At 72.9% G+C, this 23,212-nt stretch carries 23 protein-coding genes; 7 read left to right on the top strand and 16 right to left on the bottom strand.

Going from position 1 to position 23,212, the window contains the following annotated elements:
- Positions 1-3 precede the first annotated feature (3 nt).
- On the bottom strand, positions 4-2,202 hold the full coding sequence (locus LX15_RS02025) for a Stk1 family PASTA domain-containing Ser/Thr kinase (protein ID WP_253667713.1): 2,199 nt from the start codon (positions 2,200-2,202) through the stop codon (positions 4-6).
- A 324-nt stretch (positions 2,203-2,526) separates the two neighbouring features.
- On the opposite strand from LX15_RS02025, the gene LX15_RS02030 reads away from it, so the two are divergent.
- Positions 2,527-2,892, top strand: a complete 366-nt coding sequence (locus LX15_RS02030) for an Rv2175c family DNA-binding protein (protein WP_253667714.1) — start codon at positions 2,527-2,529, stop codon at positions 2,890-2,892.
- On the opposite strand, the gene LX15_RS02035 is transcribed toward LX15_RS02030, so the two are convergent.
- The 8 genes from LX15_RS02035 to LX15_RS02065 form a co-directional block, all read right to left on the bottom strand.
- Positions 2,889-3,899, bottom strand: a complete 1,011-nt coding sequence (locus LX15_RS02035; RefSeq protein WP_253667715.1) for a phytoene/squalene synthase family protein — start codon at positions 3,897-3,899, stop codon at positions 2,889-2,891. The genes LX15_RS02030 and LX15_RS02035 overlap by 4 nt on opposite strands.
- A gap of 13 nt (positions 3,900-3,912) precedes the next feature.
- Positions 3,913-5,649 (bottom strand): polyprenol phosphomannose-dependent alpha 1,6 mannosyltransferase MptB, encoded by a 1,737-nt coding sequence (gene mptB, locus LX15_RS02040; RefSeq protein WP_253667716.1) that lies wholly within the window; start codon positions 5,647-5,649, stop codon positions 3,913-3,915.
- Positions 5,650-5,946: 297 nt separating this feature from the next.
- Entirely contained in the window at positions 5,947-6,387 is a 441-nt protein-coding gene (locus LX15_RS02045; protein WP_372502124.1) for a CBS domain-containing protein, read from the bottom strand.
- Between the two features lie 379 nt (positions 6,388-6,766).
- On the bottom strand, positions 6,767-7,621 hold the full coding sequence (locus LX15_RS02050) for a polysaccharide deacetylase family protein (RefSeq protein ID WP_253667717.1): 855 nt from the start codon (positions 7,619-7,621) through the stop codon (positions 6,767-6,769).
- 203 nt (positions 7,622-7,824) lie between these two features.
- On the bottom strand, positions 7,825-7,968 hold the full coding sequence (locus LX15_RS02055; protein ID WP_253667718.1) for a hypothetical protein: 144 nt from the start codon (positions 7,966-7,968) through the stop codon (positions 7,825-7,827).
- Between the two features lie 31 nt (positions 7,969-7,999).
- Positions 8,000-8,083 carry a DUF397 domain-containing protein gene (locus tag LX15_RS33420; RefSeq protein WP_372502209.1) on the bottom strand — a complete coding sequence of 28 codons (84 nt, stop codon included), beginning with the start codon at positions 8,081-8,083 and terminating at the stop codon, positions 8,000-8,002.
- Positions 8,084-8,267: 184 nt separating this feature from the next.
- Complete coding sequence (locus LX15_RS02060) at positions 8,268-8,453, bottom strand: DUF397 domain-containing protein (RefSeq protein ID WP_253667719.1); 186 nt, start codon at positions 8,451-8,453, stop codon at positions 8,268-8,270.
- A gap of 1 nt (position 8,454) precedes the next feature.
- The gene (locus LX15_RS02065) at positions 8,455-9,303 is read right to left on the bottom strand and encodes a helix-turn-helix domain-containing protein (protein WP_253667720.1); all 849 of its coding nucleotides are present in this window, start codon (positions 9,301-9,303) and stop codon (positions 8,455-8,457) included.
- A gap of 148 nt (positions 9,304-9,451) precedes the next feature.
- On the opposite strand from LX15_RS02065, the gene LX15_RS02070 reads away from it, so the two are divergent.
- Positions 9,452-9,796, top strand: a complete 345-nt coding sequence (locus LX15_RS02070) for a hypothetical protein (protein ID WP_253667721.1) — start codon at positions 9,452-9,454, stop codon at positions 9,794-9,796.
- Positions 9,797-9,923: 127 nt separating this feature from the next.
- Here LX15_RS02070 and LX15_RS02075 read toward each other — a convergent pair whose 3' ends face one another.
- From LX15_RS02075 to LX15_RS02085, 3 genes are all read right to left on the bottom strand, one after another.
- The gene (locus tag LX15_RS02075) at positions 9,924-11,114 is read right to left on the bottom strand and encodes a L,D-transpeptidase (protein WP_253667722.1); all 1,191 of its coding nucleotides are present in this window, start codon (positions 11,112-11,114) and stop codon (positions 9,924-9,926) included.
- Between the two features lie 189 nt (positions 11,115-11,303).
- Complete coding sequence (gene crtI / locus LX15_RS02080; protein ID WP_253667988.1) at positions 11,304-12,773, bottom strand: phytoene desaturase family protein; 1,470 nt, start codon at positions 12,771-12,773, stop codon at positions 11,304-11,306.
- A 1,196-nt stretch (positions 12,774-13,969) separates the two neighbouring features.
- On the bottom strand, positions 13,970-15,082 hold the full coding sequence (locus tag LX15_RS02085; protein WP_253667723.1) for a polyprenyl synthetase family protein: 1,113 nt from the start codon (positions 15,080-15,082) through the stop codon (positions 13,970-13,972).
- A gap of 116 nt (positions 15,083-15,198) precedes the next feature.
- Here LX15_RS02085 and metF point away from each other — a divergent pair, with 116 nt between their 5' ends.
- Positions 15,199-16,092: a methylenetetrahydrofolate reductase [NAD(P)H] gene (metF, locus tag LX15_RS02090; RefSeq protein ID WP_253667724.1), complete on the top strand. Its 894-nt coding sequence runs from the start codon at positions 15,199-15,201 to the stop codon at positions 16,090-16,092.
- A 152-nt stretch (positions 16,093-16,244) separates the two neighbouring features.
- Positions 16,245-16,496 carry a hypothetical protein gene (locus tag LX15_RS02095; protein ID WP_253667725.1) on the top strand — a complete coding sequence of 84 codons (252 nt, stop codon included), beginning with the start codon at positions 16,245-16,247 and terminating at the stop codon, positions 16,494-16,496.
- A 37-nt stretch (positions 16,497-16,533) separates the two neighbouring features.
- On the opposite strand, the gene LX15_RS02100 is transcribed toward LX15_RS02095, so the two are convergent.
- A complete protein-coding gene (locus tag LX15_RS02100; RefSeq protein WP_253667726.1) occupies positions 16,534-17,232 on the bottom strand; it encodes a DUF3153 domain-containing protein in 699 nt (232 codons plus the stop codon).
- Positions 17,233-17,412: 180 nt separating this feature from the next.
- Here LX15_RS02100 and LX15_RS02105 point away from each other — a divergent pair, with 180 nt between their 5' ends.
- Positions 17,413-19,104 (top strand): DUF885 domain-containing protein, encoded by a 1,692-nt coding sequence (locus tag LX15_RS02105; protein ID WP_253667727.1) that lies wholly within the window; start codon positions 17,413-17,415, stop codon positions 19,102-19,104.
- Positions 19,105-19,136: 32 nt separating this feature from the next.
- Here LX15_RS02105 and LX15_RS02110 read toward each other — a convergent pair whose 3' ends face one another.
- From LX15_RS02110 to LX15_RS02120, 3 genes are all read right to left on the bottom strand, one after another.
- Entirely contained in the window at positions 19,137-20,294 is a 1,158-nt protein-coding gene (locus tag LX15_RS02110; protein ID WP_253667728.1) for a methyltransferase domain-containing protein, read from the bottom strand.
- A gap of 271 nt (positions 20,295-20,565) precedes the next feature.
- Positions 20,566-21,150 carry a GNAT family N-acetyltransferase gene (locus LX15_RS02115; RefSeq protein ID WP_253667729.1) on the bottom strand — a complete coding sequence of 195 codons (585 nt, stop codon included), beginning with the start codon at positions 21,148-21,150 and terminating at the stop codon, positions 20,566-20,568.
- Positions 21,147-21,659: a YbaK/EbsC family protein gene (locus tag LX15_RS02120; RefSeq protein WP_253667730.1), complete on the bottom strand. Its 513-nt coding sequence runs from the start codon at positions 21,657-21,659 to the stop codon at positions 21,147-21,149. Before LX15_RS02120 ends, LX15_RS02115 begins: the two co-directional genes overlap by 4 nt.
- Positions 21,660-21,946: 287 nt before the next feature.
- Between LX15_RS02120 and LX15_RS02125 the strand changes: the two genes are divergently transcribed.
- Complete coding sequence (locus LX15_RS02125; RefSeq protein WP_253667731.1) at positions 21,947-22,426, top strand: SAV_6107 family HEPN domain-containing protein; 480 nt, start codon at positions 21,947-21,949, stop codon at positions 22,424-22,426.
- Positions 22,423-23,193 (top strand): maleylpyruvate isomerase family mycothiol-dependent enzyme, encoded by a 771-nt coding sequence (locus tag LX15_RS02130; RefSeq protein ID WP_253667732.1) that lies wholly within the window; start codon positions 22,423-22,425, stop codon positions 23,191-23,193. The genes LX15_RS02125 and LX15_RS02130 overlap by 4 nt, the downstream gene beginning before the upstream one ends.
- The last annotated feature ends 19 nt before the right edge of the window (positions 23,194-23,212 follow it).

Below are 23,212 nucleotides of genomic sequence, written 5' to 3' on the forward strand. Positions count from 1 at the left end.
GGATCAGGGGAAGGTCTCGACCTCCACCTCGGTCCCCGCCTTGACCTTGGTGCCCGGGGCGACGGACTGGCCGAGGACGAGGCTGTGCTTGTCGGGGCGCAGCCCCTTCGCCCGAAGCTTCAGCTTCAGGTCGTCCGCCGCCTTCTTCGCGTCCTGGAGCGACGAGCCGGCGAACCGGGGAACCGTGACGGCGTTGGACACGACGACACCCACCCGCTTGCTCTGCCCGGAGGACAGTGTCTCGCCCGGCCCCGGCTTGGTGGTGACGACCTTGCCGGCGTCGTGCTGCTCGGAGAACTCGGCGCCCGCGTCGTAGGGCTCGAAGCCCTCCTTGCGCAGCGCCGCGAACGCCTCGTCCTTGCTCATGCCGCGCACGTCCGGCACGGGCAGGGGCTTGGCACCCTTGCTGAGGATGATCGTCACCTCGGTGCCGACCGGGGCCGGGGTCCCAGCCTCGGGGTCGAGCCGCACCACGCGGCCCTCGGGCACCGACTCGTGGTATTCGTCGCGGTTCTTGTCGGTGCGCGGAGTCAGCTTCGCGTCCCGGATGGCGGCCTCGGCGTCCTGGAGCGCCGTGCCGGCGGCCACCGAGGGCACCTTCGGCCGGCCCTTGGACACGACGACCGTCACCTCGGTGCCCCGGAGCACCTCGACGCCGGTGTTCGGGTCGGTGCGCACGACCTTGCCCTGCTCGACGGCGTCGTCGTGCTCCTCCTGGAACCGGGGGACCAGGTCGGCGTTGCGGAGCACGTTCTCGGCGGTCGCGCGCTCGAAGTTGGCGACCTTGGGCACGGTGGCCCAGCGTCCGCTGCCCAGCCACCAGGCGACGCCGCCGATGACCGAGGCCACCACGAGCACGACGGCGATCCACAGGACGAACACGCGACGGCTCGGCCTGAGCCGCGCGGCGGCGCTGGCCCCGGCCCGTCTGGCGCCGCCGGACCGGCCGGACTTCGTCGCCTCGCCCGCCCCGGGTTGGCCGGCCGTCCCGCCCGGCGGAGTCGGGGTCCCGCCCGGCGGAGTGGCCGAGGGAGCGAGGTCGGCGCGGGACATCGCCCGGGTGCCCTGCGGGCCGAGGGGTTGGGGTCCGCTGGGGTGGTGGCCGTGTTGGGGGCCGACCGGGAGCGACGGGGGCGCGGGGTAGGCCATCGTCGCCATCGCGGTGGGCGCCAGGCGTTGCGTGGGGCCGGAGTCGGCGGGGTCGGCGGAGTCGTCCCTGACCGCCGGGATGCGCTGGGTGGGCGGGTCGTCGTCGGCCGGCGCGCCGGGAGCGCTGGGATGACCGCCGGGCGACGCGGCCGCGACGGCCGCGACGGGCGCCGGCGTCGGCACCGGAACGCGGTCGACGCCGACGGTCGCCCGCACCCGCTGGAGCGCGAGCAGGAACGCCGCCGCGTCCTGCGGTCGCGCCGCCGGGTCACGCCGGGTCGCCTGCACGACCAGCTCGTCCAGCGCGGGCGGGATGCCCGGCGTGGACGCGCTCGGCGGCGGCACGTCGTCGTTGACGTGCCGGTAGGCCACCGACAGGGCGGTGTCCCCGGTGTAGGGCGGGACGCCGGTGAGCATCTCGTACAGCACGAGGCCGGCGGAGTAGACGTCGCTGCGGGCGTCGGCCGCGCCCGTGGCGACCTGCTCGGGGGCCAGGTAGGCGACGGTCCCGAGGATCACGCTCGCGCTGGTCGTCCCGGCCTCGGCCACGGCCCGCACCAGCCCGAAGTCGGCGACCTTGACCACGCCGCCGCGCCCGATCAGCACGTTCTCCGGCTTGACGTCCCGGTGGACCAGGCCGGCGCTGTGCGCGGCGGCCAACGCGGACAGCACCGGGTCCAGCACGCTCAACGCGACGGGGACCGGCAACGCGCCGCGCTCCCGCAGCAGGTCGCGCAGGGTCCCGCCCTCGACCAGCTCCATGACGAGGAACACGCGGTCCCCGTCGGGCCGTCGGTCCACGCCCTGGTCGTGCACGGCCACGATGCCGGGGTGGTGCAGCCGGGCGGCGGCGCGGGCCTCGCGTTCGAAGCGCTCGGTGAACTTGCGGTCGCCGGAGAACCGGTCGTCCATCACCTTGATGGCGACCGGGCGGTCGAGGCGGGTGTCCAGGCCGCGGTAGACGACGGACATGCCACCCCGGGCGAGCAGCCCGTCAACGCGGTAGCGGTGCTCCAGCACCGTCCCGATCAACTCAACCCCCCGGCGGTCCACAGGGCACGATGGTACGGACGGGCGGGACCAGGGCCGTGTCCGGTCGTCGGCCCCGTGACCGATCTTGTGGATCTTGGATGGCGGCCGGGGCCGCCCGGTTCCCGCCGCGGCGCGACCGGCTCGGCCTGCCGCGCCCCCGCCGGCCGCCGGCCCGGAGAGCACCGCGCTGACCAGCGGGAACAGTTCACGCGCCCGCCGTGGACGACAGCCTGTCACACCCCGGGAACGGGGTGCGGCGGGGAGCGCGCCGCAGTGGTCCTCCGCACGTGCACGTCAACCAGTCGGTGCACGGCGTTCGGGGCCTGGTTATGGCATCGTGACGCTGTGAGTGCGATCCCTGTCGCCCCGGATGTCCTTGGCCCCGAGGTGGCGGTGCTCCCGCTGCCCGACGTCGCCGAGCGGCTCGGTCTCTCGATCACCCGGGTGCACCAGTTGGTCCGTGACGGTCATCTCCTGGCGTTCCGCCGCGACGACGTGTTGGTGGTCCCCGAGGACTTCCTCGGCCCCGAGGGCGTGGTGAAGGGCCTCGCCGGAACGATCACGTTGTTGCGCGACGCCGGCTACCGCGAGGACGAGATCCTGCGGTGGCTGTTCGGCGACGACCCGACGCTGCCGGGCACGCCGATCGCCGCGTTGCGCTCGGACCGGGGGCGCGAGGTCAAGCGGCGCGCCCAGGCGATGGGCTTCTAGGCAGGTTTCCCGCAGGACGTCAGGTCAGGTTCCGCGTCGTGCGCCCGGTCCGCCGGGCGCACGACGCGGGTGAGCAGGACCTGGCCGAACGCCGGCAGCGCGACCCGCAGGCGCCGCGACGTCGGCACCACCATCCGCCGCCCCAGCACCGCGTAGTCGGCGGCGACGATCTCGTCGAGGATGCCCCGGTAGAGGGTGAGGGCGGTGCGTACGCACGGCCGGGCCGCCGGGGCCAGCATCGCCACCCCCGCCTCGGCCCCCCGGTAGACGGAACGGGTGTAGGCCACGAGGTAGGCCAGCGCCCGGCGGACCCGGGGGTCGGTCCGGCCGCCCGCCCGGCACCAGGTCAGCAGCTCGCGGTCCACCCCGAAGGCGGCCAGCTCCTCGGTGGGCAGGTACAGCCGCCCCCGGTCGAGGTCCTCGCCGACGTCCCTGAGGAAGTTGGTGAGCTGGAACGCGGTGCCCACGGCGGCCGCGTAGGGCTCGGCCTCCGCTCGGGGGACCACCGTGCCGAACACCGGCAGGAGCTGGAGGCCGATCACGTCCGCCGAGCCGCGCACGTACCCCGCCAGCTCGTCCCACGTGCGGTACTCCGTCGTGGTGAGGTCCATCCGCATCGAGCGGAGGAAGTCGTCGAACAACGCGGGGTCGATCCCGTGCCGGCGCACGGTGTCGGCGAGCGCGACCAGCACCGGGGCCCGCCGCCCACGACCCGGCCGGCCGCCGGCCAGCGTCACGGCCAGGTCGGCCGCGAGGTGGTCCAGCGCGGCGGCCCGCTCCGCGACGCCGCGCCCGTCGGCCAGGTCGTCGACGATCTCGTCCGCCCAGCGCGCGAACCCGTACAGCGCGTGCACGGAGGGGCGGCGCGCCGGTGGCAGCAGCCGCGTGGCCAGGAAGAACGTGCGGCCGTGGTGGGCGTTGAGCCGCCGGCACCGCGCGTAGGCGGCGCGCAGCCGCGGCTCGGTGATGCCGGCCGCGTCGAGTTCCGCCGCGCTCATCCGGGACATTCCCGCACAGTGTCTACGCCCGCGCCCTGCCCGACCGGCTGGACAGTCCCAACGGGTCGTGCCGCACCAGCGAGACGCTGGCCAGCGCGGAGACGAGCAGCGCTCCGCCCAGGAAGCCCCACGACTCCAGGGCGCTGTTGCCCGACGGGTAGGTCACCAGCAGCAGCCACACCGACCCGCCGACCACCGGCACCATCGCCGACAGCCGCCAGGTGAGGCCGGCGGCCAGCGCCAACGCCCAGGTGAAGTACCAGGGCAGCGTGGCGTGGGCGAGCACGGCGACGGCCACCAGCACGATCGAGGCCCTGCGGACCGCCTCGCGGGGGTCGCCGTCGCGGGCGGCCCACCACTGCCGGATGCCGATGTAGGCGAGCAGCAGCGTGCCCAGGGCCCGGCCGGTGTAGATGAACGGGTCGTAGCCGACGTCGACGAACAACCCGACGAAGGAGTGGGCCAGCATGCCGAGGCCGGTCGGCAGTGACAGCCAGTTCACGATGGCGGCGGAGGTCTTGAGCCCGCTGATCCAGCCGAGGTCCACCCCGGCGAGCACGGTGCACGTGGTGAACAGCCCGACGAACACCGCGAGCCCGGTCCCCGCGGCGCGCGCGAACCGGGACCAGGGCGAGCCGGTCAGCCGGGAGGCCCACACCCACACCAGGAACGGCAGGACGACCACCGCGGTCGCCTTGACCGCCGCGGCGAGGGTGATCAGGGCGATGCCGGCCACGTGCCGCCGGTCGAGCACGAACACCGTGCCGAGCGCGAGCAGGCCGATCATGAGCTGGTCGTTGTGTGCCCCCGCCACCAGGTGGACCAGGGCCAGCGGGTTGGCCACCGCCAGCCACAGGGCCACCGAGGTGCGCCCGCCCAGGTGGCGGACCAGGCCGGGCAGCGCCCAGCACAGCATCGCCAGGCCGGTCAGCATGAGCAGCCGCATGACGAGCACGCCGGCGATCACGCTGTTCCCGGTGACGGCCACGACGCCCTTGGCGGCGAGCACGAACAGCGGCCCGTAGGGCGCGATCGTGTTCTGCCACAGCCAGCTCACGTTGTCCGTCAGCGGGCCGGGCAGGACCGACGGCCCGACCTCGTACGGGTCGAAGCCGTGCAACGCGAGGTTGCCCTGCGCGAGGTAGCTGTAGACGTCGCGGCTGAACAGGGGTGGCGCGATGACCAACGGCGCCACCCACGCCGCGACCGTGGTGAGCACGCCGTGCGCGTTGGTCCGCTCGGCGCGGACCTCGCGGCCCAGCCGGACCCAGGCCCAGACGAGGAACGCCACGCCGACGTAGACCACGCCGGTCGCCAGGTCGCGCCCGTGCCCGTACCGCACCCACGACAGCGCGCTGTCGACGATCAGGGGGTCGCGGACGAGGGTGCCGCCCGCGCCGATCCCGCCCAACGCGAGCAGGGCCGTGCCGAGCAGGCCGAGCAGCAGGGTGCGGATCTGCATGACCGGCCGTCGCCAGGCGAGTGGGGGCCGGGTCTCGGGCTCCGGCGTCCGCGCGATCCTTGGAACGGTCGGGGCGTCGGCCGGAGGCGGCCCCGCCGTCGTCGCCCTGGGGTCCGCGACCCTCGGCTCGCCGGTCCTGGGCTCGGTGGTCCAGGGCTCCGCCCTGGCGCCGCCCGTCGGGGCCGGCCGCAGGGACGGCTCGGCGCACGGGTTCTTGCGGGCAGGCGCGTTCGCCACCGGAGTCCGGCTGGCGCCGGAGTCGGTGCCTGGGCGGGGCAGTGACGGGATCGCGGGCATCGCGTCGACCATGGTCCCACAACGCCCGCGCGCGTTGACGGGCAACGCCGCCGTGTCCCGCGGGTGTGACCAGGACCCTTGTCCCGCCCCGCGAATGACGCACGTCACACGCGCGGTTGACCTGGTCGGACGGTGGGGTGGTCGATGTGGTGCTCGATGTGGTGGTCGATCTCGCGCTGCCCTGGGCGACAGCCGGGTGGGCGTTGGACGGTGCTCTCCTGCCGGGGCACGTCAGGAGAGCACCATCCACCGTGCATCCGGCGCTGGGCTGCCGGCGCGGCGGTGGTTCGGGCGGGGTCAGTGCGGGGTGAAGACCTTCGACACGAACTCGGCGAGCTGGTCGTCGGTGATGTTGCGGGCCAGGTCGGCCTCGCTGATCATGCCGATCAGCCGGTGGCCCCCCTCCACGTCGATCACGGGCAGCCGCTTGATCTGCTCACGTTCCATCATGTCGAGGACCTCGCGCAGGTCCGCGTCGGCGCTGACCCAGTGCAGCCTGCCGGCGTAGTCGCCGGCCTTGGTGGTCCGCAGGTCGTGTCCCTCGGCGCAGCACCGCACGACGATGTCGCGGTCGGTGATCACGCCCTTGAGCCGCTGGTCCTCGCCGCAGATCGGCAGCGCGCCGACGTCGAGGTCGCGCATCATCCGCGCGGCGTCGTACAGGGACTGGTTCTCGCCGATGCAGTGGGCCTCGCCGTGCATGATGTCGCGGGCCTTGAGGTTCTGGCGACTGGTCACGGGTACCTCCTTGTTCCGGCGCCGGCCCGCGCCGGGCGCGGCGCCTGCGACTCGCGCCGGCCGACCCGGTCGGTCGGCCGTGCGGGAAGCCGGTCGAGGCGGTTCCCACGGCGTTCGTCCCGCCAGGGGGAAGCCGGGAACCGAACAGCCGGCCCCAGCATGCGCCGCCGCTCCGGGTGCCGGCCACACGGAGTCACCCACAGCGGTGGGCGCACGGTTCTGAGGTACCCACGACGAGCCATTCGTACCCGGCGGACGCCACGGAACGTGGTACCCGGGTCGCACCGGGGCGGTGCGCCGTGGACTGGCCGACCTCGCCTGGCCGTTGCTCGGCCGCGGTCGGACCTCCGTTGGGCGCGGTCGCCGCCGGCGCGTCGGCCTAGCCCTTGACGACGTCCGAGAGGCGGACGAAGCGGAAGCCGGCGTTGGTCAGCTTCGGGAGGGCGGCGGTGAGGCCCGGGAGCACGCCGCCACCCGGGTTGACCATCCGCGCCATGACGATCGAGCCGGCCTTGACGGCCCTGAGGTTCCGCTCCACCTGCGCGGACGACGCGACGCCCCGCTCGTCGGCGTTGACCTCGAAGCTGACCGCCTTCTCCCCGAGGTCGCCGAGCAGGCGCACGGCCACGTCGTCGTAGTACCCGCCCATCGACCGGAAGAAGCGCGGGGCCTTCCCGGTCAGCGTGGTGAGCTTCTCGTGGGTGCCGGCGACCTCGTCGATCACCTCGGCCACACTCAGCGTGCCCTGGACGCCCAACGCGGACTGCCCGTTGATCGACAGCGGCCGGTGGGTCCTGCCGTGGTTGGCCAGCTCGAACAGCGGGTCCTTGGCGAGGGCCTCGGCCACGGCCTGGTTGGCGTCGATCCACCGCGCGTTGAGGAACAGCGTCGCCGGGATCTGCCGCTGTCTCAGGAAGTCCAGCAGCTTCTGGTCCACCCCGCTGTCGTTCTCGCCGCCGCACGCGTTGAAGGTGAGCGCGACGACCTTCTCGTCCGTCGGCAGGCGGGTGAGCACGCCGGCGATGTCGGTGCCCCACGCCCTCGGCCGGTCGACCGCGTACCGCGCGATCAGGTCGTCACGCAGCGGGCGGTACCCGTGCCCTGGGGACCCGGCGTTGGCGGCGCTCGTCGCGCTCACCGGAGCGGTGGTCGGACTGCCACAGGCGGCGAGCGCTGTCCCCGCGAGCAGGGTCAGCAGCCCTCGTCGGCTCAGCGTCCGCACGGGTCCTGGCACGCGATCAGCTCCTCGGTCAGGGCCGGATTTGGTGCCCCAACACGGTACGGAGGCACCCCGCCGCCGGATGTTACGACTTCGTAAATGCGTACACCAGCAACTTGTGGTGTCCACGCCACCTTTCGTTCACGACACACGCTCTGACCTGCGGGTTCGGCGACGGAAAATCCTCGTCAGCGTGTCACGTCCATTGTGTCGGTAGATCACGGGACGGCCAACGAGGCCGCCGGCCAGACCACGGTGATCGTCCGTTCGGCGCGCAGCCGCATCGTCTCCACGCGATGCGGCGGGGCCGCCCGCGTGCCGGGAGACCGGACGCCGAGGACCGCCCGCCATGGAGTGACCACAGTGGACGGAGGTGGCGGTGCGGGGCGGCGGTCAGCTCAGGCACGTGACGAAGGCCCACCAGATCGCCGGGGAGAAGGTCGGCACCGGTCCGTCGGGGTCCTTCGAGTCCCGCATCGGGACGTGTTGTCAGCCGGGCAAGGGGCCGGGGCCATCGTTGGTCGGCCAAGGGCGGTCTTCATCAGCTTCTTCTGGGGGAACGTGAGTGTCCGTGCTCAACGGCATCGCCTCCGACTGGCCGGACCAGGGACTGCGCCAGTGGCGGACCACAGTGGACGGAGGTGGATGCCCGGGGCGATGATCAGCTCAGGTGGGCGACGAAAGCTCGCCAGGTCGCCGGGGAGAAGGTCAGCACCGGCCCGTCCGGGTTCTTCGAGTCCCGCACTGCGATGTCTCCACGCACCGGCGCGACCTCGACGCAGTCGTCCTTCAGCGCGCTGTGCCTGCTCTTCCGCCAGTGCGGGAAACTCTTGTGGGAGAGGAGCATCTCATCCTCCTGTCCTCTCGGCTTGTTCAGCCATCTCGGCAACCCGGCGGACAGATTCGTCGTGGCTCAGTGAGAGGCGCAAGATCGTGTGGAGAAGCTTGCGATACTCACGTACCTCCCGGCGATCTTCAATGTAGACGGCAGTGGTCGGGGCCTCAAGGACAACGATCGACGGGGCGTCGGCGAAGTCCATGATCACAAATGGGCTGCTGGTGGGAAGATGTCCTGCGGTCAGGAGGGCTACCCGCAGCGTTACTGATGGCCGTTGGGCCATTAATACGATGTATTGAAGCTGTTCTGCGGCTACAGATGGCGTCTCCATCACGCGCAGCAGTGCTGCCTCGTCAACCAGGGCGGTGAATCGCGGTGGTTTTGCCTTGCTCAGGACACTCTTCCTCGCGAGTCGGTGGGCCACGCGATGCTCCGTTTCTTCATCGGAGAGATCGCCGTATGAGAAGACCAGCCGCATGTAGTCAGGTGTCTGGAGGAGACCTGGGACGAGTTGTGGTTGAAAGTTCGCAATGGCAGTGGCCTTGGACTCGAACTGAGAATATGCCGATATTCCGTTCGAATGGGGGGATGAGCGTTGCCACCACCCGGTCTCACCCGTACCTCGACACAGTTCCAGCAGGTCACTGCGCGTGGGCCCGTTGACCCGGTACAGCGCGAGGAGCGCCGCCGCGTCCTCCACCTTGATGCTGCGCTTGCCGTTCTCCAGCCGGCTGAGTTTGCTGGGCGACATGTCGAGATAGCGCGCGACCTCGGCTCCGGTGTAGCCGGCTGCCTCGCGCAGGCGGCGCAGTTCCGCGCCCACCTGTCGGGCGCGTACGGTGGGGTTGTCGTCTGCCATGGATTGTTCCCTTCCCGTGCTCGGCGAGGAAGGTAGAGGGTGGCACCGCGCGTTCCGCTAGGGGTTTCACCCAAAAGTGTGTTGCTTGACCCGGTGTCATTCCCGGGAAATTCTTGCGCCTTCGTGAAGCGAACTCTGGAGGGGCGGGATGGGGTCAGCGGCGGTACGGGCGGCCTTCGACGAGTTGGAGGACCGACTCCACGAGTACCTGGACAACGTGGAGCTGATCGTGCGGAAGGGATCGGACGAGTCCCGGTTGAGCCTGGTGGCGGTCGAGGTGCCGACGCTGCTCGCCCTGGCGCGGGCGCTGATCAGGGAGCACCGGCCGGACTCGGCGGGGCACTGCGCGAGCTGCGGGCACCGGTGGCGACGCTGGTGGCTGATCCGCGAACCGTGGCCGTGCGCGGTGGTGCGGACGGCGCACCAGTACATGACCAATCCGGACCGGGTGCTGGCCGTGTGCGGCATGCCCGACCCGACCGACGACGACTGAGCCACGGACCACGTGCATGGCGTTCGGATCGGAGTCCACTTCGGACACCGTGACGACGGGCGGAGACGACGAAGCGCCAGCGGGTCCGGGACCCACTGGCGCTTCGCGCGCTCCCGTCAGCCGCGGCTCACACGGCGGACTTGGCCACCCACATCTCCCACGGCACCGCCCAGATGTCGTTGCCCGTCGGGGGGATGTCGATCGCCGAACCGGTGATCTCCACCGGGTCGCCGACCAGCGCGTTGTCGAAGTACTCCTTGGCGCGCGCGGTCGTCAGGTTGACGCAGCCGTGCGAGACGTTCTGCTTCCCCTGAGCCCAGGCGGACTGGTCGTAGGCGTGCACGTACTCCCCGTTGTAGGAGAGCTGCACGCCCCAGTTGACCACGACGTCGTAGTTGTACTTGTCGTTCTTCATCCGCACCGTGTTCTGGCGGGACATGACCCAGTACGTGCCGTTCCTGGTGACCCGGCCCGGGTCGAAGTCCGCGCCGTAGCTCGCCGGGTAGTCGGCGATCTGCTGACCGTCCCGGATCACCACCATGCGGTGCGTCGAGGTGTTGCCGCGCACGATCTGGGACCGCCCGATGGTGAACGTGGAGACCACGTCCTGCGCGCCGTACGCGCCCTCCCCGTGCGGGACCCCGTAGAGCTTGATCTTCGCGGTGACCTGGGTGCCCGGCTTCCAGTACTCCTTCGGCCGCCACACCGCGGTCTTGTTGTCCATCCAGCCCCACGCGCCCTCGGCCGGGACCGAGGACTCCACGGTCATCGCCTTCTGCACCGACGCCTTGTCCGGCACCGGCGCGGAGAAGATCACCATGATCGGCATCGCGATGCCGTAGGTCTGGTGGTCACCGACGTTGACGCTCGCGCTGATCGTGCGGGCCGGCCTGACCGTGGTGAACGAGCCCGTGATCGGCACCTGGTTGCCGTCGGCGCCGACCGCGCTGCCCGACCACGTGTAGGTCTTGCCGTACCCCAGCTCCTCGCCGACGGTCCAGCTCTTCCTGTCGGGCGAGAGCGTGCCCCTGACCTGCCTGCCCTCCGGATTGGTCAGGGCGACGTCGTTGATCGTGCCGTCCGCGACGTCCACCTTGACCGGAGCCACCGGCGAGACGTCCGCCGCGCCGTCGGCCGGCGTCACGCCGACCTTGGCGGGCTTCGCCGGAACACTCGCCGGCGAGGCGTTGCCCTGGGCCTCGGCCCTGGGCGTGCTGCCGCCGCTGCACGAGGTCAGCGTCGCGGTCACGGCGAACGCGGCCAGTGCGGCCACGCCGACCGTCACCCAACGCCGGACCCGGCGCCGTTCCCCCAGCATGGGTTCCCCTTACTGTCGTTGCCCTCCGCCCACCTTGACGTTCTGGCTCGCCCTGACGTTGGGCAGTTGCCAACGTGACCTCGGTCACGTCCGGGGCAGCGTTCCACCCCCTCACCGGGGTGATGCTGAAGGCCGGTGAGGACTTAGAGATAGCAGGTTCCCCCGACGAATGATCACCCGGCCGTGCTCTCACCGCCCGGTGAGGCGCGCGGCGGCCAACCGGCCGGAGATCAGCGTGGTCGGGATGCCGACGCCGGGTGTGGTGCCGCTGCCGGCGAGCACGACGTTCTCCGCGCCCCGCACCAGGTTCCTCGGGCGGAACGGGCCCGTCTGGGCGAACGTGTGCGCGGCGCTGAACGGGGTGCCGGCGGCGTGGCCCTGCGCCGCCCAATCCAGTGGAGTGGACACGTGCAGCAGCTCGCCGTCGGCGGCGGGCAGACCGCGCCGGCCCAGCACGTCCCGGATCTCCTCGACGTAGGCGGGCGTGAGCCGCGACCAGTCCAGCGGGCCGGCCTGGAGGTTCGGACAGGGCGCCAGGACGAAGTGCAGGTGCCGGCCCTCGGGGGCGAGACCGGGATCGGTGCTGGTCGGCGTGGAGACCAGCAGTGAGGGGTCGGTCATGGGTCGGCCCTGCCGGATGATCTCGTGGAACGTGCGGTCCCACGAAGCGCCAAACGAGATCGTGTGGTGGGCCGGGTCCTCCGACCCCCGGTCGCCCGCCAGGTGCAGCACCACCGCCGACGGCGACCAGCGCAGCCCCACGGGGCGGCGCGGCGCGCGGCCGAGCAGGCGGTAGGAGACGGGCAGGTCCGTCGTGAGGACCACGGCGTCGCAGGGGATGCGCTCGCCGTGGGCGGTGCGCACGGCGGTGACGCGGGAGCCGTCGCGTTCGAGGCTCGTGACGGTGGTGTCGTACCGGAACGTCGCGCCGGCCTCGGTCGCGGCGTCGGCGAGCGCCTGGGGGAGCTGGCGCATCCCGCCGCGGACCGCGAAGACCCCGCGGATCGTGTCCATGTACGCGATGACGGCGTAGGCCGCCAACGCCTTCCGCGGTGAGAGCCCGGCGTAGAGCGCCTGGAACGAGAACACCCGGCGCACGCGCTCGTCGTGGACGAAGCGACCGATCGCCCGGTCCAGGCGGCCGAACGCGCCGAGCGCGACCACCTTCGCCAGCGACGGGTGCACGAGGTCCAGGGCCGAGTCGAAGTTCGCGGCGATGAACCGGTCGAACTCCGCCCGGTACAGCTCGGTCAGCCACCGGCGGAGCCGGCGGTAGCCCAGCGCCTCCGCCGGGCCGGCGACCCGCCGCACCTCGGCCTCCATCGCCTCCGCGTCGGTGTGCACGTCGAGCGTGCTGCCGTCGGCGAACCGGGCCCGGTACGCCGGGTGCAGGGGAGTCAGCTCCAGCCGCTCCTCCAGCGACGAGCCGACGGCCGCCAGGGCTTCGTCGACCAGCTCCGGCATGGTCATGACGGTCGGGCCGGTGTCGATGCGGAAGCCGTCGACGTCCAGCCGGCCGGTCCGGCCGCCCGGGTGGGGCTCGCGCTCCAGCACGGTGACCTCGCGGCCCGCGCCGAGCAGGTGGAGGGCCGTTGACAACCCAGAGAGGCCCGCGCCGACCACGACGACGTGATCGGTGCGGCCGGGCACGGTGCGCACAGTTCGACTCACGAGCTTGTCCTACCGGGACGAGAAGGGACGAGAGACGCCGGGGGAGGGCGCTGGTGCCGGGACTCGGCGGTGAGGGGCCGGTGGACGGCAGCCGGTGGGGCGGAGGGTGCTGGCGAGGCGAGGGGATCGGCGGTGGACGGCAGCCGGTGGGGCGGAGGGTGCTGGCGAGGCGAGGGGATCGGCGGTGGGATGGCAGGCGGCTTGGCCTTCGCGACCGGTGCGACTCTCGCGGGGGCTGATCGACCGGGCTGACCGGACCGGGAAGATCGTCTTCCCTTCCCCTGCGCAGCCCCCACCCTCCCGGGGGGCGACCCCGCTCCAGTCTATCGGCCCCCCACTCCGGCCAACCCCCCAGAACAGAATCTGTGGATAACATCCGGCCAGACGACCCGATCAGGGGCAGAGACGTCACCCGACGATCGCGTCATCACGGGCCCCCACCGGAGCCTGTGGACAACTTGTGGCGCGAGAACCGACATCCGTGCTTTCCTGGAAGGTTCGGCGTCGGCGCGTCGACCTCGCCCAGCCCGTCGAGCCCGGACCATCCTGGCGGGCTGGGGACGGTCGGCCGGTCGCCGTGTCGGTGGCCAACAGTCGTGACGTCGCGGGCACCGGCGAGTCCCACTCGCCCAGCGGAGCCATCAGCACCAGGGCGCACTCGGCGAGGGACGCCGCGCGGACCGGGAGCATGAGGGGGCGTCCGCATCACCGCCTCGCGTTCTCCCCGCGTTCTCGTCAGACCCACCGGATCTCCCCAACCTCGCCGGCCCGCGTGGTCGCTCCCACTTCCCTGGGCTCGGCAAGGCACCGTGATGTCAGTAGCCCGGTAGATCATCTTTGCGTCAGCAGGCCCAGCGGATCACCGCGATCTCGCCGGCCCGCGTGGTCGCTCCCACTTCCCTGGGCTCGGCAAGGCACCGTGATGTCAGTAGCCCGGCAGATCGCCTTTGCGTCACCAGGCTCAGCGGATCACTGCAACCTCGCCAAGCTCACTAGGTCGGCCCAACCTCGCCAGCCCGCCTGGTCGCTGATCTTCCCGTCCAGCAAGGCACCGTGACGTCAGCGGCCCAGCAGATCATGTCTGCGGTCTCGCCAAGCACAGTAGGTCACCAGTACGTCACCGCACTCACCCGGTCACGGAAACCCATCGGGTCACAAGGCCCATGAGTTGCAAGGCCCTTGGGTCACCAGGCGCGCCGGGTCGCCGCGACCGCCAGCTCCGCCAGCCTGGTCGCCGCCGGCTCCGCGACCGGCGCGGCGGCCAACGCCGCCAACGCGGCCTCCCGCAGCTCGTCGATCCGCCGCTCGACTGCGGCCACCGCCCCGAGGTCGACCAGCAGCTCCCGCACGACCTCCACCCGCTCCTCGGTCAGCTCCGGATCGCCCACGGCCGCCCGCAGCACCCCGGCCGCGTCGTGCCGCCCTGACGTCTCCGCGTGCTCCAGACCCAGCGCCACCAGCAGCGTGCGCTTGCCCTCCCGCAGGTCGTCGCCCGCCGGCTTGCCCGTGACCTCCGGGTCGCCGAACACGCCCAGCAGGTCGTCCCTGAGCTGGAACGCGATGCCGATGTCCGCCCCGAACCGACGGAACGCCTCGACCAGTCCCTCGTCGGCGCCCGCGATCGCCGCGCCGAGGTGCAGCGGGCGCTCCACCGTGTAGGCCGCCGTCTTCATCCTGGGCACGCGCAGCGCCGCCTCGACCGACTCGTCGCCCCGCGCCTGCGTGAGCACGTCGAGGTACTGGCCGGCCAGGACCTCGGTGCGCATCAGGCGCCACGGCTCGGCGGCCCTGCGCAACGCCTCCGGCGGCAGCCCTGCCCCGAACAGCATGTCGTCGGCCCAGGCCAGCGCCAGGTCGCCCAGCAGCACGGCGGCGGCCAGGCCGAACCGCTCCGGCTCGCCCCGCAACGCCTCCGCGCGGTGGCGCTCGCCGAAGGCGACGTGGATGGTGGGCGCGCCGCGCCGCATCGCCGAGTCGTCCATCAGGTCGTCGTGCACCAGCGCGCACGCCTGGATCAGCTCCAGGGCGCTCAGGGCGCGCAGCACCGAGGGCGTCTCCGGGCCGTCCGGGTCGCCGCCGGCGCCCCGCCACCCCCACCACGCGAACGTGGGGCGGATGCGCTTGCCGCCCCCGAGCACGAAGCCCGACAGCGCGTCCACGGCGTCGGCGAACGACGTGTCGATCAGCTCCGCCTCCGCGCGGCGCCGCTGGAGAAAGGAGGTCAGCTCCCGTTCGACGTGGCCGGGAAGGTCGAGGTCGAGGCCGGTGCGGGAGCCGTGGTCTGGCGTTGGGGGCACCTCCCCATCCTCCAAGGGAGCCGACGCCGCCGTGCCCCGGGGTCATTTGACGATGTCTGTTCCCATTCCGTGGGAGTCCACTCTCGACACTCGGTCCCGGAAGTACCCTCCGGAACATGGTGGCGGTGGTCGATCGCGTGCGGTGTGGACGGCCCGTTTTCTCCGTGGAGTTCCTGGAACCGCGGGACTCCGAGGGCGAGCGGCAGCTCTGGCACGCGGTCCGCGCGTTGGAGCCGCTCGACCCCGCCTTCGTGTCGGTCACCTACGGCGCCGGCGGCACCCGGCGGGACCGCACCATCCGGGTGACGGGCCGGATCGCGCAGGAGACCACGCTCGTGCCGGTCGCCCACCTGACGGCGGTCAACCACTCCGTGGCCGAGCTGCGCAACGTCATCGGGTGGTACGCGGCGGTCGGGGTGCACAACGTGCTCGCGCTGCGGGGCGACCCGCCCGGCGACGTGCACGGGGAGTGGGTGCCCCATCCACAGGGCGTCACCTACGCGGAGGAACTCGTTCGCCTGGTCCGGGAACTCGGTGACTTCTGCGTCGGGGTCGCGGCCTTCCCCTACGGCCATCCCCGGTCGGCGGACCTGGAGACCGACACCGCCCATCTCGTGCGCAAGATCCGCGCCGGCGCGCACTACGCGATCTCGCAGCTCTTCTTCGAGGTCGACGACTTCCTGCGGCTGCGCGACCGGGTGGCCGCGCAGGGCGTCGACCTCGACGAGGTGCCGCTGCTGCCCGGGATGATGCCGATCAGCACGCTGCGCGGTGTGCAGAAGATGGCGCACCTGGCCGGCGCGCCCGTGCCCTCGACCATCGTCTCCCGGATCGAGCGGTTCGCCGACGACCCCAAGGCGTTGCGGGCCGAGGGTGTCGACATCGCGACCGAGATGGGGCAGCGCCTGCTCGCCGAGGGCGTGAACGCGCTGCACTTCTACACCCTCAACCGCTCGCTGGCCACGAGCAGGGTCGTCGCCCGCCTCGGCCTCGTCCCCGCCCGCGCCTGACCCTCCTTCCCTCTAGGCAGTCCTGCTCTCGCCGCCCGGTGCGCGAGACGTTGAGGCATGTGCATCATCAGCGGGTCCAGCGGCTGTAGGCAGGAAGGCGGTAGAAACCCACGAGGGAAAGGCGCGGTTATCGCCGTTGCTGGATCAGTGGCGTGAATCGGTGGTGGAGTCCTGCCAGCCGGAAGTGGCTGGAGATCGACGTTGATCTGGACGAGGCGTCGAGTGGGCCGGGGCTCTGGTTCATCGAGTTCCGGGTTGGGGCGGTGGAGTGGGAGGCGATCGCGCCTCCGGGGCTCGATCACCTCGCGTTCGCGGACGAGGCCGGGTACTTCGGGGTGGTGGTTGAGCTGGATGAGGTGCTGGTGTTCCTTCGCCGGCTCGTCCTCTCGACCCGGCGGGAGTAGCCGAGGCGGGTTCGTCGACGAAAGGCGGCGACGTGGGTCAGCCGGCGGCTTCGCGGCGGAGGTGGCGGCGGTGGACCAGGAAGGCCAGGCCGATGACGAAGAGCGCCACGACCACGCACGTCACGGCGACCAGCAACGCCCAGCCGTGCCAGGAGCCCGAGGCCGCGCCGACGTAGCGCGCGGTGGCCGCCAGCTCGTTGACCTGCCCCGCCTTCGGGAGCCAGCTCACCGTGCCGGACACCTCGTCGCCGTTGGTGGTCAGCACCTGGCCGGGGAAGGTGATCCTGACCTGCACGTCCGTCCGGTCCGGCGGCACCTGCGTCAGGTCCACCGTCCCGTTGAGCGTGACCGTCTCCCCGGTGCGCCGCAGGGAGAACTGGTAGCGGGAGTTGGTGGCGGCGGTGAGGCTCGTGAGCACCCGCAGCTCCTCGAACCCCAGCTCCGTGAAGAAGAGCTGCGTCCCCGTGTAGCCGTCGCTGGTGTAGGGCTGCGTCCGCACCCGACCGACGAGCGAGTCGGGAACCGGGAGCTGGGGCCCGGCGTCCCCCTCGCGCGTGGGCAGCGCGGCCACGACCAGCTCGCCCGAGACCCGGTCCTCCTCGGTCACGGCCATCGCGGCCTTCACCCGGACGCAGCCGCCGAGCAGGACCGCCATGACGAGCACGAGCAGCGGCAGCGCCGTGACGGCTGGCCGAGCACGGCGCCGGACGAGCGGCTGCTCCACCCCGGGGCGCACCGGGCCATCGTGCCAGTCGGGTGATGGTCGGCGCGCCCCGAGCCGGGCCCGATCACGCGGACGCCGCGCGGATGGGGGGAACCTGGCGTGCTGCTTCACCTTTCCGGGCGATTGAGCCGGTGCCGCCGACCGGCCAAACGGGGTGCGGAGCACCCGGGGTGAACGGGTAGCGTCCGGTGCATGGCATCCACCCCTACCGGTGTGCACGAGATCAGTGACCGGTACGTCGAGGACTACGCGGCCCTCGACCCGATCACTGCCACCTACCTGGGCGTTCCAGGTCATGACGAGAAGCTGACCGACTTCTCGCCCGAGGGCCACCAGGCCCGCGCCGAGCTGTCCCGCCGCGCGGTCGCCGCCGTCGAGGCGGCCCGGCCCGCCGACGCCGACGAGGAGACCGCCAGGGCGGTCTTCCTGGAGCGGGTCGGCCTGAACGTGGAGATCCACGACGCCGGGCTCGACGAGTCCTCCCTCAACGTGATCGCCAGCCCTGTCCAGGACCTGCGTCAGGTGTTCGACCTGATGCCGACCGACAGCGCGGACGACTGGTCGGTGATCGCCCGCCGGCTGACCGCGATGCCCGAGGCCATCGCCCAGTTGCGGGCCTCGCTGGCCCACGCGGCCGACCAGGGAAGGGTCGCGGCGATCCGCCAGGTCACCAGGGTCGCCGAGCAGTGCGAGACCTGGGCCGGCCTGCGGGGTGGGCGGTCGTTCTTCGCCAACCTGATCTCCGCCGCCGAGGGCGGGGACGGGATCGGCCCCGCCCTGCGCACGGACCTGGAGACCGGGGCCAAGGCCGCCGCCGAGGCCTACGCCGACCTGGCGCGGTTCCTGCGGGAGGACCTCGCCCCCAAGGCGCCGGCCAAGGACGCCGTGGGCGCCGACGTCTACCGCCTGTGGTCGCGGTACTTCACCGGCGCGAAGCTCGACCTGGCCGAGGCCTACGAGTGGGGCTGGGAGGAGTTCTCCCGCGTCGAGACCGAGATGAAGCAGGTCGCGCAGCGGATCAAGCCGGGGGCCACCCTGGCCGAGGCCGCCGCCGCGCTCGACGCCGACCCGCGCTACAAGGTCCACGGCCAGGACGCCTTCGCCGCCTGGATGCAGCAGTTGTCCGACAAGGCGCTGGTCGACCTGCGCGGCGTGCACTTCGAGATCCCCGACGCGCTGATGAAGCTGGAGTGCCGGATCGCGCCCCCCGGCGGCGGTGTCGGCGCCTACTACACCGGCCCGACCGACGACTTCTCCCGCCCCGGCCGCATGTGGTGGTCCGTCCCCGCGGACAAGGAGGAGTTCACCACCTGGCGTGAGGTCTCGACCGTCTACCACGAGGGCGCGCCCGGCCACCACCTCCAGGTCGCGACCGCCGTCTACCAGCAGGCGCGGCTCAACCGCTTCCAGCGCCTGATGTGCTGGGTCTCCGGCTACGGCGAGGGCTGGGCGCTCTACGCCGAGCGGCTCATGCGCGAGCTGGGCTACCTCGACGACGACGGCAACCTGCTGGGCATGCTCGACGCCCACCTGTTCCGCGCCGCCCGCGTGGTGGTGGACATCGGCATGCACCTGGAGCTGGAGATCCCGGCGGGCACCGGGTTCCACGAGGGCGAGCGGTGGACGCCGGAGCTGGGCCTGGAGTTCATGCTCACCCGGACCATCACCGACCCCGCCCACGTGCGTGACGAGATCGACCGCTACCTGGGCTGGCCGGGCCAGGCCCCGTCGTACAAGCTCGGCGAGCGCCTGTGGCTGGCCGCGCGTGAGGAGGCCCGTCAGCGGCACGGCGACGCGTTCGACCTCAAGCGGTTCCACATGCAGGCGCTGGAGATGGGCGCCATGGGCCTGGACACGCTGCGGGAGCAGCTCGCCAAGCTCTGAGCGGGCCGCGACGTCCCCGGGGACCCCGTCGGTCATGAGCCGGCGGGGTCCCCGAGGACCGCTGTCTGCCGGTCGGGGGTCACGACGAAGGACCACCGGTCGACGCCGGGCCGGCCCTCGGCCTTCCACCGCTGGTAGGCGGCCTCGACCTCGTCCCACAGGTCGCGCGGTCCGCCCTGCCAGACCGCCTGCGGGCCGGGCGTGGCCCCGTAGCGCACGTGCGCCCACGACGACGTGACCGGGTCCAGCAGCCACAGGGCGTGTTCCCGTCCGCCGTCGCGGGGCGGCTCGTGCCACCAGTGGCAGTCGGGGACCTGCGCGCCGATCGCCCACCGGGCGTCGAACGTCCTGGCCACCCGCCACAGCTTCAGCCCGGTCCTGGCCAGTCGCGCGTCCGGGTCCCCGTGCGGCAGGGACGCCGTGTCGACGCGGCGCGTCCTGTGCTGCCGCAGGGGCATCGCGGGCACGCGGCCCAGCGGTCGTCCGGTCGCCGTGCCGTCCTCGTGCACCGTGAACGCGGTGAGCACGGCTCCCCCGGAGTAGTCCGTCCTCAGTGGAGCGACGATGCGGCCGCCGGGACGGGTCTGGGCGACCCACGCGTAGGGCAGCCGTCCCACGGTGACCGCCGCCGTGGACAGCACCCGGTCGTAGGGCGCGCGCGTGGGGTGGCCGGCCGCGCCGTCGGCCCGCGCGACCGTCACCAGGTACCCGTGCGCGGCGAGGGCCGCGCGGGCGGTGGCCGCGAGGTAGGTGTCGATCTCGACGCTGGTGACCCGGGACGGTCCGAGCCGGTGCGCCAGCAGCGCGGTCGTGTAGCCGGTGCCGGTGCCGACCTCCAGCACGCGGTTGCCGTCCTCCACCGCCAACGCCGTCAACAGGGTGAGCACGAGGCTGGGCGGGGAGACCGAGCCGGTGCAGTGCCGGCCGTTCGTGTCGGGCCACCGGGTCGCGCCGTCGTCGAACTGGGTCAGGACCGGCACGTCGGAGCCGGCCACCTCGGCCCAGCGGTCGGGGTCGGTGTCCCGGGAGACGGGTTTGGGCGGGCCCTGGCCCTCGCCCACCCAGACGTGGGCCGGCACGAACCCGGCCCTGGGGACGGCCAGGAACGCCTCCCGCCACGCCGCGCCGTCCGGTCCGGCCAGCGCGGCGCCCGCCAGCCCCGCCGGCAGGCCCTCACTCGCCGGCGCCATCACGGGTCGACGCGCGGGGACGTGCGCAGGGAGGTCGGGAAAGGGAACCGCTCGCCGTTCGTCCGCGTGCCCACCGCAAGCCTCTCCGTACGTGACCTGGACCAGGAGCGAGGGTGAGTGTGCCCCGTCCGTCCCGTCACGCCCCTGAGGCGCGGCGCTGGTCCACCCCGATGGTGTGGGTCCTGGTCGGCCACCGGGGCGTCGGCGTTCACCTGATGGCCGCACGCTGGCCGGAATGGCCGCACACCGGCCGGGCCGGGGGAGAGGGCGGTCAGTCGCGGTCCGGGGGCTCCAGCGGGAGTTCGCGCCCCAGCACGGCGAACGGGCGGGGATCGCCGGCGAACAGGTAGTCCCGCAGCAGGTCGCCGAACCCGACCCTCCGGTACAGGCGCCACGCCTTGGTCGGCCCCTCGGGGGTGGAGAGCAGGACCCGACGCGCCGACACGCCGTCGAGGAGACGGCGGAGCACGCTCTCGCCGATGCCGTGACCCTGCATGTCCGGCCGCACGTGCAGCTCGGTCAGCTCGAAGTAGTCGGTCATCCACTCGTTGGCCGCGTGTCTCCCGCGCACGGCCACGAGTCCCCGGCGCACCTGCTCGTGCCACCACTGACCCGGGGCGCCGAGATAGCCGTAGCCGATGCCGAGCAACGACCCGTCGCCGCCCAGCGCCACCGTGCAGCGCCACCCCGGTCTCACCATGTGTGACAGCCACATCGGCGCGCGCTGCTGCACCGTGCTCATCGGGTAGCGCATCGCGGTGACGTAGACCGTCAACGCCTCGCCGAGCCGCGCGCGGAGCTGGTCGGTCGACCACTCGACGAGGTGGGCGGAGACGGGGGAGCGCGCGGCGGTCACCGGGCCGCGCTCCCGACCTCGTCGCGGGCGACCCGCGCCACCGGGGCGCCGGTCAGGGCCGCGAGCCGCGCGCACGTGGTGGGGAAGACGGCCCTGGGGTGGCCGGCGGCGGCCCAGACCACGGGGTGGACGGCCAGCGCCTCGTCGATCACCGTCCTCAACGGCGCGGGGTGGCCGACCGGCGCGACTCCCCCGATCGTCTGGCCGGTGGCCGCGCGGACGAACTCGGGGTCGGCGCGGCGCACGCGGGCGACGCCGACCAGCTCGGCGAGCAACCGGGTGTCGGCGCGGTGCGCGCCGGAGGTCAGGACGAGCAGCGGCTCGCCGTCGGCGTCGAACACCAGCGAGTTGGCGATGGCTCCGACCGGGACGCCCAGCGCCGCCGCGGCCTGCGCCGCCGTCCGCGCGTCCTGGTCGAGGACCCGCACGCCGAGGGCGGCCTCGGCCGCCCCCGCCTCGCGCAGCGCCGTCGTGACCTTCTGGATCCCAGGGTGCGCCAGTGAGCTCACCCACCCATGAGACCACGGAGACGGGCCGTCGCGTCGAGCCACCCTGCGCCGTGCCGGGGGTCGTCGGCGCTTGAGGTTTGTCGGTGGGCGGCGCTAACCTGGCCTTGTTCGAACGTTCGTTCGAATCGACCTCGGGTCGATCTCGGACCGGACGTCGGACGGGGCCCGGACCGGGTCCCGCGCAGTCGCCCGGCGGCGGGGTGGGGGAAGCACCCCGTCGCTGGGCGCGCCGCCGGCTTCCCCACGGCGGAACACGTCCGCGCAGGCGACGTCGTGAGGAGGCCGTGATGGCTGTTCCGCTGGACTTTTCGATCCCCGCCCCGCGTCGGGGCGACCGGGTCGACGTGCGTCCCCGCCCCCTGACCCGGGACGAGCTGGCCGTGCGCCCGCTGCCCCCGCCCGCCGCGCTGTCCCTGCTGGCCCAGGCCCACCGCGGCCTGGCCGAGGCCGAACTCGCGACGCGCGACGCGGACCGCTACACGGCGGCGCACCTCGCCGCGCTGCGGGCCGCCGCCGCGGTGCTCGCCGTCAGGGCCCGCCCGCTGGCGGAGCAGGGTCGCCCGACGAGCGCGTGGAAGCTGCTCGCGTCGGTGGCTCCCGAGCTGCGGGAGTGGGCCGCGTTCTTCGCGGCCGGCGCGCGCACGCGGTCCCTGGTGCAGGCCGGGATCACCCGTCTGGTGTCCACCAGGGACGCGGACGACATGGTGCGGCAGGTCGGCCAGTTCGTGGAGCTGGCCGAACGCGCGGTGCACGGGGTGCGGCCGTGACCGCGTTGATCGACTACGACCGGCTGCTCGACGTGCTGGAGGTCGAGGGCCGGTTGCTGGCGGCGGTGGCGCGCGGCGCGGACCGCGCGCTGCCCGTCCCCGGATGCCCCGGGTTGAACCTGGGCGAGACGGTGCGGCACGTGGCCGAGATCTACCGCTCGGTCGTGGTGTGGCTGCGCGGCGGCGGCGCGGTGCGGGCACGGGGCTCGTCCGCGCACGCGCCCGGCGACGCGGGGGAGAGCCCGGAGGACGCGCTCCTCGCCGCGTTGGCCGACCTGCTGGCCGAGTCGCGGCGGCACCTGCCGACCGACCCGTGCCGCACGTGGTGGCCGGCGGACCCGACCCGCGGTTTCTGGTGGCGGCGGCTGGCGCACGAGACCGTGGTGCACCGGGTCGACGTCCAGGGCGCCAAGGGCGTCGAGCTGGACCCGATCCCGGTCGACGTCGCGCTGGACGGCGTGGACGAGGCGTTGCTGTTGTGGTTCGGGCACCGGCTCGACGCGCTGGGCGTCGCCGGCACCCGGGACGCGTGCGTGGGTGTGGTCCTCGGAGACCGGGGTTGGGTGGCGCGGGCGAGCCCGTCGGGCGCCGAGGCCCGTCGCGTGTCGCCGGAGGAGGCCGTGACCGCCGACGCCGTGGTCACGGGCGATTCGTCGGCCGTCTACCTGTGGCTGTGGGGGCGGCTGCCGGACCGGGCCGTGACGACCAGGGGAGACCAGGACGCGGTGGCGCAGTTGTGGGCGCTGCTGCGGTTGGGGATGCGGTGATCCGCTGACCCCTTGACGC

Origin of the sequence: Streptoalloteichus tenebrarius, from assembly GCF_024171885.1 — a bacterium.
Taxonomy (GTDB): domain Bacteria; phylum Actinomycetota; class Actinomycetes; order Mycobacteriales; family Pseudonocardiaceae; genus Streptoalloteichus; species Streptoalloteichus tenebrarius.